Source organism: Paraburkholderia sp. JHI869 (genome assembly GCF_038900775.1).
GTDB lineage: Bacteria > Pseudomonadota > Gammaproteobacteria > Burkholderiales > Burkholderiaceae > Paraburkholderia.
Genome location: NZ_JAYMSC010000017.1, coordinates 112,156 through 123,905, shown reverse-complemented (window position 1 = coordinate 123,905; position 11,750 = coordinate 112,156). Strand labels below are relative to the sequence as shown.

13 protein-coding genes are annotated in these 11,750 nt (G+C 63.7%); 5 read left to right on the top strand and 8 right to left on the bottom strand.

From position 1 onward, the window contains the following. Positions 1–78 precede the first annotated feature (78 nt). From VSR72_RS26400 to VSR72_RS26380, 5 genes are all read right to left on the bottom strand, one after another. Positions 79–1,482 (bottom strand): MFS transporter, encoded by a 1,404-nt coding sequence (locus VSR72_RS26400; RefSeq protein WP_342955293.1) that lies wholly within the window; start codon positions 1,480–1,482, stop codon positions 79–81. Positions 1,483–1,698: 216 nt separating this feature from the next. Further along, entirely contained in the window at positions 1,699–2,478 is a 780-nt protein-coding gene (locus VSR72_RS26395; RefSeq protein ID WP_342955292.1) for a phosphocholine cytidylyltransferase family protein, read from the bottom strand. 28 nt (positions 2,479–2,506) lie between these two features. Beyond that, a complete protein-coding gene (locus tag VSR72_RS26390; protein ID WP_342955291.1) occupies positions 2,507–3,517 on the bottom strand; it encodes a flippase-like domain-containing protein in 1,011 nt (336 codons plus the stop codon). After that, positions 3,514–4,323 (bottom strand): 2OG-Fe(II) oxygenase, encoded by an 810-nt coding sequence (locus VSR72_RS26385; RefSeq protein ID WP_342955290.1) that lies wholly within the window; start codon positions 4,321–4,323, stop codon positions 3,514–3,516. Before VSR72_RS26385 ends, VSR72_RS26390 begins: the two co-directional genes overlap by 4 nt. Continuing rightward, positions 4,320–5,021 carry a CDP-alcohol phosphatidyltransferase family protein gene (locus VSR72_RS26380; RefSeq protein WP_342955335.1) on the bottom strand — a complete coding sequence of 234 codons (702 nt, stop codon included), beginning with the start codon at positions 5,019–5,021 and terminating at the stop codon, positions 4,320–4,322. The genes VSR72_RS26385 and VSR72_RS26380 overlap by 4 nt, the downstream gene beginning before the upstream one ends. Before the next feature lie 219 nt (positions 5,022–5,240). Here VSR72_RS26380 and VSR72_RS26375 point away from each other — a divergent pair, with 219 nt between their 5' ends. Next, positions 5,241–5,678: a hypothetical protein gene (locus tag VSR72_RS26375; protein ID WP_342955289.1), complete on the top strand. Its 438-nt coding sequence runs from the start codon at positions 5,241–5,243 to the stop codon at positions 5,676–5,678. A gap of 18 nt (positions 5,679–5,696) precedes the next feature. Here the strand turns inward: VSR72_RS26375 and VSR72_RS26370 are convergent, their stop codons facing one another. After that, positions 5,697–6,218: a hypothetical protein gene (locus tag VSR72_RS26370; protein WP_342955288.1), complete on the bottom strand. Its 522-nt coding sequence runs from the start codon at positions 6,216–6,218 to the stop codon at positions 5,697–5,699. 668 nt (positions 6,219–6,886) lie between these two features. Between VSR72_RS26370 and VSR72_RS26365 the strand changes: the two genes are divergently transcribed. The 3 genes from VSR72_RS26365 (at position 6,887) to VSR72_RS26355 (ending at position 9,260) form a co-directional block, all read left to right on the top strand. Further along, on the top strand, positions 6,887–8,050 hold the full coding sequence (locus VSR72_RS26365) for a porin (protein WP_342955287.1): 1,164 nt from the start codon (positions 6,887–6,889) through the stop codon (positions 8,048–8,050). Between the two features lie 184 nt (positions 8,051–8,234). Beyond that, the gene (locus tag VSR72_RS26360) at positions 8,235–8,600 is read left to right on the top strand and encodes a sugar ABC transporter ATPase (RefSeq protein ID WP_342955286.1); all 366 of its coding nucleotides are present in this window, start codon (positions 8,235–8,237) and stop codon (positions 8,598–8,600) included. Positions 8,601–8,753: 153 nt separating this feature from the next. Further along, positions 8,754–9,260, top strand: coding sequence for a metal-dependent hydrolase (locus VSR72_RS26355; RefSeq protein ID WP_342955285.1), 507 nt, complete (start codon positions 8,754–8,756; stop codon positions 9,258–9,260). A 168-nt stretch (positions 9,261–9,428) separates the two neighbouring features. Here VSR72_RS26355 and VSR72_RS26350 read toward each other — a convergent pair whose 3' ends face one another. Then, on the bottom strand, positions 9,429–9,632 hold the full coding sequence (locus VSR72_RS26350; protein WP_254340422.1) for a hypothetical protein: 204 nt from the start codon (positions 9,630–9,632) through the stop codon (positions 9,429–9,431). A gap of 346 nt (positions 9,633–9,978) precedes the next feature. Between VSR72_RS26350 and VSR72_RS26345 the strand changes: the two genes are divergently transcribed. After that, the gene (locus tag VSR72_RS26345) at positions 9,979–10,641 is read left to right on the top strand and encodes an XRE family transcriptional regulator (RefSeq protein ID WP_342955284.1); all 663 of its coding nucleotides are present in this window, start codon (positions 9,979–9,981) and stop codon (positions 10,639–10,641) included. A 39-nt stretch (positions 10,642–10,680) separates the two neighbouring features. Here the strand turns inward: VSR72_RS26345 and pcaQ are convergent, their stop codons facing one another. Next, complete coding sequence (gene pcaQ / locus VSR72_RS26340; protein ID WP_342955283.1) at positions 10,681–11,697, bottom strand: pca operon transcription factor PcaQ; 1,017 nt, start codon at positions 11,695–11,697, stop codon at positions 10,681–10,683. Positions 11,698–11,750: the final 53 nt, after the last annotated feature.

Here is an 11,750-nt window from a genome sequence, read left to right as displayed (position 1 = left end):
ATAGCACGCCAGGAAAACGTTTGCGATCCGGCGATCCGCTGATTCCGCTGCGGTGCAAAACGAACGTCCGGCCGCGGATCAAGCCTTGCCGCGCCGGCCGCGCGCAATTTCCTCTCCCGCATTGGCGGGCAAGCGCATCGTCACCGGAATCGACGCCACCGAAAAAAGCCCGACCACGAGAAACGCCGGCCAGAAATCGGACCAGACGATGGTCGAATGCCCTTGCACCCGATGCGAAATCTGCAGCACAAGGCCCGCAATCGTCACGCCGAGGCCGAGCGACACCTGCTGGATCACGCTTGCCACGCTCGTGGCGCGGCCGATGTCGCGCGTCGGAATATCGGCGTAGGCGAGCGAATTGAGGCCGGTGAATTGCAGCGAAGGAAAGATGCCGCCCGCAAGCACGATGACCCAGATGAGCCACACCGGCATGCCAGGCGAAAACGAGCCGCAGATCGCGATGGCCGTGCCCGCGAGCACGGCGTTGACCATCAGCGTGCGGCGAAAGCCAAAGCTCCCGAGCACGCGCGAGACGATCGCCTTCATGAAGATCGAGCCGAACGCCGAAGCGCAAGTGATCGCGCCTGAAGCGAACGCCGTCATGCCGAGTCCTTCCTGCAGCGTGAGCGGTAACAAAAAAGGCACGGCGCCGAGCCCGATGCGAAACAGCGAGCCGCCCGCCACGCTCGCATTGAACGTGGGAATACGCAGAAATTTCAGATCGAGCACGGGCCGCTCGACTCGTTGCGCATACAACCAGTAAGCGCCCAGCAGCAACGCGCCGATCACGCACATCGTCACCGCCGTACCCGTGGCGACGAGTTCGCCGCCTACGAGCGAAAGGCCCAACATGAAGAGCGACGCCCCACCCGCGGAGAGTACGAAGCCGACCCAGTCGAGCCGCCCCGGATGCTCCTCGTGCATGTTCGCGATATGCCGGTTCGCGAGCCAGATACCGAGCACGCCAATCGGAATGTTGATAAAGAAAATCAACCGCCAATGCAGATACGTGGTGATGAACCCGCCGAGCGGCGGCCCCACGACGGGCCCGAGCAGCGCGGGCACGGTGAGGTAGTTGACGGCACGAATGAAGTCCGACTTGGGCAGCGAGCGGAAGATGATGATGCGGCCCACCGGCACCATCATCGCGCCGCCGATGCCCTGCACAAAGCGGGCGGCCACGAACATCTCGAGCGAGCGCGAAGCCGCGCACAACAGAGACCCCGCCATGAAGATGCCGATCGCCGTGCGGAACACATTGCGCGAGCCGAATCGATCGGCCACCCAGCCGCAGATCGGGATGAACACGCCCAGGCCGATCACATAGCTCGTGACGGCCAGCTTGAGTGTGATGGGGTCCTGGCCGAGATCGCGGGCCAGTGCGGGGAGCGAGGTGACGATGACCGTCCCGTCCACGTTCTCCATGAACATCGAGCACGCGACAATGAGCGGAACGATGAATGTGCCGAGGGCTAATGGCATGGGCAGAAACGACGATCAGCGTGGCTGATGGCGTAAAGCTGCCATTATGGCCCTTGTTGCAGAAAACGGGAACCCGGCAACAGATGAAGCGGTGCGCTTTTGCGTGTGCGCCGTGAAGCCAAAGCACGCGCAAAAGCAAAAGCCGCGAAGCCCGCCGCCGCTTTGAAGCGCGCGACAGACCTCGCGGCCTGAATCAAGCAATCAGCGCAGAGGCGATCAGATCGCCGTCTGCTTCACGCGGCTCACCACCGGACGCAGTTGCGGCAGCACCTGCTCCGCGGCGCGCGTCACGTCATTGGGGAAGTCGATCTCGATCCACGGTGCGCCGGTCACGTCCGCGGTTTCGAATTCGCAGCCGCGTTCGAGCAGCAGGTCGCGCAGCGCTTCTTCGTGCGGCAGGTTCGCGCGGCCCGTATCGACGTAGCCTTCCACGATCTGCGCAAAGCGCTTCGCCGTCGCTTCGTTCAGGCGGAAGAAGCCCACCGACTCGCCGATCGTGTCGTATTGCAAACCAACCGCAAGCTGCTTGCGCAGTTCGACGGGCACACCATTACGCAGGCACAGCTTCACGGGCTCGTCGCCGGCTTCGAAGTCGCGGTCGATCAAGAGACGGTTGGCCGGCGCCTCGCCCGCCACGAGCGGCGCGAACACGCGCTCGTCGTAGAGCACGTCGGCGTCCATGAGCAGCACGTCGCCGCCGCGCGTGAGCGCCTCGGCCGTGCGATGCACCGTGAGCACGCTGCCCAGGTCGAAGCGCGGATTCATCACGACCTCGACCTTGTGCGGCCAGCCAATGCGCTTGAGTTCGGCCTCGACCAGCTCAGGCTGGAAACCGAGCGCGAGCACGACTTCGGTCACGCCCGCCTCTTCCAGGAATTGCAGATGGCGTTCGAGCAGCGTCACGCCCTCGAACTGCAGCAGACATTTCGGAAACTGATCTCCAGCGGGTTGCTGAAGGCGCAGGCCAAGGCCTGCCGCGAGAATGATGGCGCGCATGCGCAAACGTTCCTTGGAAGAAAAAAGGTCAATCGGCGACTTCGACAGCGCAGACGCGCGAGGCGCGCCGGCGTTGCCAGCTACGTTCGCTGAAATGCAGATACAGAAGGCCCGGCAAGCCGAGCAGGATTTCGCGCGCGCGCTTGGCGAGCGAGAGCGCGAGCGCCGCCTCAGGCGGCAGGCCGACGAGCGGCGCAAGCAGCAGATAACCGCCCTCTTGCACGCCCAGCGAGCCAGGAATGGCGAAGGCTGCGCCGCGAATGGCCTGGCCGATGCTCTCGAGCAGCAGCGCATCGATCCAGCCTACGGGATGGCCGAGAAAGCGCAGCGCGAGCCACACTTCCACAGTGCCCACGAGCCAGCCCACGAGGCTCAGCGCAAAGCTGGCCGCCACGCGGCCGCGCTGCGCGTAAAGCGACTTCACGGCTTCGTCGATGGCGTCGGCGCGCGTGGCAAGCGTCGACCAGTCGCGTTTGCCGAACACTTTCGAAGCGAGGCGCAGCAGACGGCCGAACAGACCGCGGCGCTGCGCGACATAGAACAGCGCGATCAGGCCGCCGAGCACGGCGGTCGCGATCAGCGCGGCGACGCCGAGATCGCGCGGCGCGCCATTCGCGGCGTAGGCCGAAAAAAGCACGATGCCGAATACGGCGAAGACGATCTGCGCAACGGCCTGCAGCGTGGTGCTCACGGTGATGGCCGCAGCGGCGTCGCGCATCGACATGCCGCGTTGCCCGAGCTGGCGCACCATGGCCACGGGGCCGCCGATCTGGCCTGCCGGCAACAAACTGTTGACCGATTCGCCGGTCCAGCGCGCGAGCAGCGCATCACGCTGATCGACACGCTCGCCTTTGCCAAAGAGCACGGCGATCGCACCCGCGTCGAGCGCGAGCGGCACGACGTGGAACGCCGCGACGAGCACGAGCCCCCAGCCAGCCGCCGCGAGTGCGCCCGTGACCGAGCCGAGGCCCTGCCAGGCGAGCAGCGCAATGAAGAGCGCCGTGCCGACCGACAGCAGCAGGATGGCTGCACGGCTCACGCCTTGCCTCCCAATGCCTTGCGGAACACCTGGCGGAAACCGAAGTACGCAATGGCGTCCTTCATGTTTGAGATGAACCGCCGCCACGGACGCATGTTCGGGTTCGTCACGTATTCGAGCGTGAGCGAAACGCGCACTTCGCCTTCGAGGCTCGGCGTGACGCGATGGCGAAGCTTGTCGCCGTCGAACACGATGAGCGCGCCCGGCGGGTACTGCACCGATCCCGGTTGATCCGCCTTGTTCGGGTCTTTCGTGTGCAGTTCGTAGTCGAGCTTGCACGACGACTCGTCGATCACACCGAGCAGCACCGTATAGCGGCGGCCGTCGTAGTACGACGTGTCGTAATGCCAACCGATATGGTCGCCGGCGCGCGTGTAGTAATAGAGCGCGTAAGCGTGCGGGTCGTCTTCAGGCGAAAGCTGGAGGCTGTCGCCCGTGATCTTCTCGAGCCACGCGATCAACTGCGGCGAGCGGTAAAGCTCGGCGATGTACGGCGCGAGGCGGTCGATGGTGTGACGGCTCACGCTGCCGCCCGCCTTGTGGCCCGGCAGATAGTTGCGGTTGACTTCGGGAAGCAGCGCGTTGGCCGCGTCGATCAACTGTTGCGTGGCGTCGGCGGGCAGAAAATCGGAGAGGTACAGGAACGAGCCCTGGCTCTGATATTCGTCGCGCAGGCGTCCCGTGTTCAACGGTTGCAGCGCGCGGCCGATTGCTCCTTCCGGGTCGCCGGCCGCCGCACGCGCGGTACGGACTGGAGGCGGCACGGGAGGCGCTACGACCTGTTCTTGTTCTGCTTGCAAGCTCATCGGCTGCTCCACACCTGACTGGTTTCCTTGGCGGGGCGCAGGCGGCGCGTTACGCGCACATAGTCGAGCACCACCCAGATGGCGAACAACGGCGCCCCGATCGAAGCCGCGATAATGAACGGCGACACGACGCCCGTCAGCGTGACAAGGGGTAGCAGATACAGCACGTCCTCCGTCTCGAAGCCGCCGGCAAACGCCTGTTGCGTGCCCGCCTTGCCGGCCATTTCCTCAATACGCATGCGCAGGAAAAAGATCACGGCGACCGCGACGCCCGCGATGCCACCGAGCACGGCCGGCGGCACACGCCATTCGGCGCCGGAGTGGGCGGCCACGACGCCGAGGCCGCAGCCCATGCCGAGGAACAACAGAACGGTGACGAGCGCGTCCGCCGCCAGATCGTAGAAATGTCCGATACGGCTGGTCTTGCCGCTGATACGCGCCAGTTCGCCGTCGGTATGATCGACAAAATTCGACAATACGATCAGAAATGCGCCAACATTGACGTGCAGAAAGTCTCCGCGCGCCAGATAAAGGCCGCCGGCAACGCCGATCAGCAGTCGCAGCGTGGTCAGATGATTCGGGGTAACGCGCGTGGGTACGAGCGGAGTGACGAGCCAACGCGCCGCGCGGGCGTCCCACGTGCGCGGCTGCGGCACCACTCGCGGAGCCGTTTTTACAGGTTTATCTTTTTCGGTCATAACCGCGCAATATATACGCCTTCCAGAAAACTTGCAGGTATTCCGACGTTCGTACCACTTTTGCCTTGTGGCTTTGTAAGCCAAAGCGCCAGACCGGTTCCCGCAGCGCCGCAAGCGAAAACGCCGGAACACGCGTAGAGTGCAGCCTTCGCGCCAGACCGGGCGTTGTGCGCCCGCCGCATTCCGGCCTTCGGCGCACGCATTTTCGCCATTCGATCAATGAAACGCTTTACCTTTGCCGCCCTTTTTCTTGCTTTCCTGACGCTTCTCGCCGGCAATGCTCGCGCCGCCGCTGTCATCGACGACTCGCTGACCTGCAGCGAATCCGCACACGACTTCATCTCGGGACTGATCACGCAAAACCTGATCGACCCGAAGCCCATGAGAGTCGAAAGCAATTCGATCAACGCGTTCTGGCCCGCGCGCGGCCAGCACATGACCGCCTACGGCTTCAGCGTGTTCGCCATCGTGGGTTTCCAGAAGGACGACCCGATTTTCAAGACCGGCAACGGCACGCCCATCGCCCCATCCGCCTACGGGGCCGTTGTGGTCGGCACCCAGGCCAAGGTGCAGGCGGCGCTCACGGCGGCTGGCAATAACGCCATCGTCCACCATGCTGGCCCGCTATTGACTGCGATCTTCTGCAAGCAGGAATAGGCCGACGGCCGCGGATCTTTATTCGATACGCCCGAAGCCGCCTTCGGCCCAGGCTTCGGCGCGCGCTTTCGTGAGCTTGAAGTTCGGCGCGACGCGCGCCTGGGCGAGTTGCTCGCCATACGCGTCGATCGCGCTGACGAGCGCATAGGGCTCGTACTCGTCGGGAACGATATCGAGCGTCACGTCCACATCGCCCTCGGCGGTCTGCACGCTCACGCGCTTGTGCAGCAGCGCGCGCAACTGCTGCTCGTGCCGGCGCAGCACCTCGGAAGCGGTCTTCACGAGCGTGTTGAAGGCCGACGTATCGAGCGGCTTGGGATTCTTCTTGTCGCGGCCCATGGTCCAGGGGCCGACCAGTGCGGGCTCCGGCTCGCCGTCCTTGATCATTTCGACGGCCCAGCCGTCGTCGTCCTCATTCTTGATCACGCGCGCGGTCCAGCCGTCCTTGCGCCACAGGCGCGCTTCCTGGATCACCTCAGCCTCGGCGGCGGAGTCATCGGCGGGGAAATCGGGATCGGTTGCGGGTGAAGAATCGGTCATGGCGGGGCTTTCATCGGGTTCTGCGGGGACTTGCCCGTCGCGGGCAAGGGCAAGATTCTACCCGGATCGCGGCGCGCGTCGGGCGCCACGACTTCCTATCAGTCCGCTCTGGATTATCCCGACACTCAACGAGAATATCCGCCAGCGATTTTAATCATTGCATTTTCCGCAACGCACCATTCCGTCGCACGCGTGAATTTAAAATGATTTTTCGCAGGCAAAAAAACGCGGCCCGAAAGCCGCGTAAAAACAGATGAAAAAAGACCACCCTTGGTCGAGGGCTGAAGAAATTGTAGCGCCGCGCTGGGCGCGTGTTCAGTACAGGATGTGGAACAGTACCTTTCACAAAATGACGCGAATCGGCCTTGAAAAAGAGTGGAATTCGCGCTAAGCCATAACCTGCGCGGCTTTGCCGCACCGTCGCGGGTGCGCAACGGATTATTCCCACGGATCATTTTGCTGCACCTGATAATCCAATATAAAACCCCTTTAAATGCAACCACTTACGGTGATTAATGCCAATCTCGAAATGAGATGAATGCATTGTTGCGCCAATCCGCGCAAATACTCCGAAACCCAGGCCTACACTTCGTTGCGAATCAGCCGGGCACGAAATCGATTTCAGAATATTCGGCTTGAGATTCCCCAAGTTCTGATCGGAGAAAAACATGAAAAAAGCACTCATCGTTGCGGGCGTCCTCAGTGCATTCGCCATGAGCGCTCATGCGCAAAGCAGCGTCACCCTTTACGGCTCGCTCGACGCCGGCATTGTCTACGCGAACAACGCGGGCGGCCACAGCCTGTGGGCTCAGGGCAGCGGCGCGCTCTCGAACAACTACTTCGGCTTTCGCGGCGCTGAAGACCTGGGTGGCGGCCTGAAGGCGATCTTCACTCTGGAGAGCGGATTCAACATCAACAACGGCGGCTACAAGAACGGCGACAACGGCTTCAACCGCAAGGCGTATGTCGGCTTGCAGAGCGACCAATTCGGCACGCTCACGCTCGGCCGGCAGTATGACTCGATGGTCGATTACCTCTCGCCGCTCTCGGAGGCCGGCGCGGGCTTCGGCAACAATCTCGCGGGCCACCCGTTCGACAACGACAACCTCGCCCAAAGCTATTCGATCAAGAACTCGGTCAAGTATGCGAGCGCGAACTACGCTGGCTTCCAGTTCGGCGGCCTGTACGGTTTCAGCAACGACGCGAACGGCTTCGCGAATGGCCGCGCCTGGAGCGTTGGCGCGTCGTACGGCAACGGCCCGCTGAACTTCGCAGCCGCCTACTCGCAGCAGAACAACTCCGGCGGCCTGGGCGCCGCGAACAGCGCAGCTTCGGCTGACCAGAACATCTCAGCGCGGCTGCAGCGCTCGTTCGGCGCAGGCGTGAACTACACCTACGGCCCGGCCCAGGTTGGCTTCGTGTGGACGCACTCGCAGATCGACGGCATGCAGAGTCTATCGAGTGGCGGCAGCGCGCCGCTGCCAGGCCTCTTGGGCCTGAACCTGCACGTCGACAACTATGAGATCAACGGCGCTTACCATCTGACGCCGGCCCTCGCGTTCGTCGGCTCCTACACGTTCACCGACGGCACCGTGACGGGCAACGGACCCAACAACAGCCCGAAGTGGCACACGGTGGTCCTCGGTACCGACTACTCGCTCAGCAAGCGCACGGACGTCTATGTCGCTGGCGTCTACCAGCACGCCACGGGTTCGCTCGGCTATCACGCCGATGGCTCGGGTATCGCGAACGTGGCAGCGATCAATACGCTCTCGCCTTCTTCGACGAACAACCAGGTGGCCGCGACAGTCGGTTTGCGTCACCGCTTCTGATCGCGCGGGATTGGGCAAACGCGGCGCGATCCGCAGCGCTGCCTTTCCTTTGCGAAACGCCCATGCGCCACAAGCGCATGGGCGTTTTTTCTTTTCACTGTTGCATCTTTTTACGTCTGCGTGGGCCTTGATGCAGATCAGGGTGCGTATACTCATTGGCATAATCCGCAGCTTCGAAACTGTCATGCCGCTTATGAAAACGCTCACGCAACGACTCCTCGCCGCTACCCCGCTCGCGCTCATCGCCGCTTGTGGATCGACACCGCCGTCCGGCACCGCTTCGAACGGCGAACAGATGATCTACGCTTCGTCGGCGCGGTCGGCTTCGTCGGTCGCGAGTTGCCTCGAAGACCGCCTGCCGCACGTGCACGCTTCGCGAGACGGCAACACGACCGAGCTGAGCGTGGGCTCGCGCTCGGACGCGTCGTACTTCGTCACGCTCACGCCGAACGGCCACGGCTCGGTCATTCGCGTGACGCATGGCGCTTCCGCGTCGAACGATCCGCCTGAAGAAGAACTGCGCTTCGACGTGGCGCGCTGCACGACCTGATACGCGAACGGCTGGCGCGCGCATCGCGCGCGCCACACGACGTGCCGCATGTCGTCCGCTTGTCGCCCGCTTGTCACCTGCACGTCACCCCTGTCATAACGGCGACACATCTGCGAAGATTGCGCCCCCTTCGACTTCGCAACACATCGCTTCATGGCATCAGGCACCGCACATCACGCCACGGGCTGGGCCGCCGGCGTCATCGCCGCCGCAATCGTCACGCATCAGGGCGCCGATAGCGCCTGGCATCTCTACGCCGCGCTCGCATTCGCGGCGGGCGTCGCGGGCGGCTCGGCGCCCGACTGGCTCGAAGTCGCATGGTGGCGCAAGAAGCGGCACCTCTGGATCACGCATCGCACGCTCACGCACTGGGGCATCGGCTGGATTGCGTTGCTCGTCTGGTCGTATCACAGACTCGGTCACGTGCCGCTCGCGGCGCCCGCATTCGGCTTCGCTTGCGGAGGCGTGATCCACCTGTTCGCCGACTGGCCCAATCCGCTCGGTGTGCCGTGGATCTATCAGCGGCACTCGCTGAACTGGTGGCGCAGCGGACGTTGCGACCTGATCGTCGTCGCCGCGTCGTGGGTGGCCGCGTGGTTCTTCGCCGTGCATGGCGTGCCGCACGACTGGTCGCTCGCGCCGTTGCGCCGCCTCGTTTGATTGATCAGGGTTCCCAGGTAATCAGCGCGATCACACAAGCGCATTCGCTTGTGATTGGGTAATGCCGATGCGCCATTCAGAACCAGGTTTATTAACAAGTTAATAGCCGCAAAAATAAAAACGGCGTCCCTTTAAAGGACGCCACTCGTAAATCGCATCAAGCGATATTCAGGCGTTCTGCTCGCACTCCGCGCGGCCCATGCGGTAGCCGACGATCAGACCGGCGTCATACGCCGACTCCAGCGCGCGGCCAATATCCTCCGCGCTCACGAGGTGCACGTCGGCGGTCGGCTTCCCGGTCAGTTCGAAGCTCTCGATCCCGAGGGTTCTCCGCGAGATTGCGAGCAATAATTCAAGGCGTTCGTCATGCATTTTGCTCCCTCCACTTGATCTACATCATCTGATTACAATGATAAATATCAAAATCGGTGAGAGCCGCGACGCATGGACGCATTTTGAAGCGCCACTCTAATATCAAACCCTGGAAATCTTTAAAATCTGTCAAATCGATGGCGGATTAATTTTAAAAATCGTTAAATCGAATCGCTTTAATTCGCGACTAGCCGGGGCATCGATGCGCGGTGGTTTGCCCCTGCCGTCGTGCCGACGGCCCTGCCCAGCCGTTTGACCAGGCTTTCGCGCGCGCAAGCGTTTGATATGATCGGTAAGACACCGCGCGGCCCCACCAGGGCTTTTCGCCAGCCTTTGAACGTAGCCCATGGACTCCACGCTCACCCCATCCGCCAGCACGGCGACCACCGACCTCGGCCGCCGCGTGCGCGCCGCGCGCGTCGCTCAGGACCTGACGCTCGATACGGCCAGCCGCCTGTGCGGCGTGTCGCGCTCGACCTTGTCGAAAGTCGAAAACGGTCTGATGTCGCCAACCTTCGACGTGCTGCAAAAGATCGTCGGCGGGCTCAGGATCGATCTGGCCGAGCTGTTCGGCACCCCGCCCAAGCTCAATGCCGGCGGCCGCCGCGCGCTCACGCGCAACGGTGCGGGCCAGCGCCACGCCTATCGCGGCTATCAAATGGAATTGCTCGCCACCGATCTCGCGCACAAGGCCATGCTGCCGTTTCGCATCCGCATCACCGCGCATTCGCTCGACGCGTTCGACGACTGGGGCCGCCACGAGGGCGAGGAGTTTCTCTATGTGATCAGCGGCAGCGTGTGCCTGTATTCGGAGCTTTACGCGCCCACCTGCCTCGAAGCCGGCGACAGCCTCTACTTTGACAGCCGCACCGGCCACGCAGCCATTTCGACGAGCGAGGAAGATGCCGAAGTGCTGTGGATGGCCACGAGCGCGCGCTTGCCCGGCGTCGCGCCGGAACCGGCGGCTGCGTCGAAGTCGCGCGCCAAGGCAAAGCTCACGGCCGGCTGAATCGATAGCGCGGCCTGGGGCCTGCCGGAAAGTGACGCCTCAACCCTTCGCGCTGGGCGAACGCTTGTCGGCGGAAGCAGCCGCGGCACGCGCACGCCGTTTCCGTGGCGCGGCGGCGCCATCCGGCAGCGCTTCACGCTCGCGCGCCGCACGCCGCACGGCCTCGATCAGCGCGCGACCGGCAGGCGTGGGCTGCGTATCGGTGCGCTGAATCAGCCCCACCGGCTCTTCGCCGCCCGCAGAAGGCAACGGCAACCGCACTAGCGTGCCTCGCCGAAGGTCGTACTCAACGGCGCCTGCGGGCACGAACCACACCGCGTCATTCTGGAGCGCGAGTGCGCGCCCCACCGAAACCGAAAGCAACTCGACGAACGCCGACAGCGGCGGCGCGCCCCAAGCCGCGAGCAGGCTGTCTGCCGCCTGGCGGATCAACGTGCCAAACGGCGGCAGGACAAGGGGATACGACACAAGCTGCGCAGGCAGCCCCGCCCCCTGCGCAAGCGCATGCCCCGCGCGCACCACCACGGCGAGCGGCTCGTTGTACAACTGCTCGAAGCTCAAGCCCACCATGCGCTCGGGGTCGGCGAGGCGCCCCACCGCGAAGCTGATCGCCCCGGTCTTCAGGCGATCGAGCAGCTCCGTGTTGGCCCCCGTCACGAGGCGCACGCTCACGCGCGGCCATTCCTCGCCGAAGTGATGCAACGCGCCGGGCAGCAACGCCGTCGCCACCGTGGGCAGCACGCCGATATCGAGCGTCGCGGCCACCGCGCCTTCGTCGCGCGCGAGCAAAGCCACGCCCTGGCGCAGCGCGCTCACGCAGGCGCTCGCGTGCGGCATGAAAAGCTGCCCCTCGCGCGTGGGCACCGCGCCGTGGCGTCCGCGCTCGAACAGCTTCACGCCCAGCACCAGTTCCAGCTCGGCGATCGTCTTCGACACCGCGGGCTGCGTGACCGAAAGACTCTCGGCGGCCTGCTGCACGCTGCCCATCTGGGCCACGGCCAGGAAGCACTGTAGATGGCGGAATTTGACGCGTCCGTCCGCGAGCCGGTTTTGCATAACGGTTGGTTATACGAGATGCGAAAAAACATCATTTTGCATAACTTTTCGCT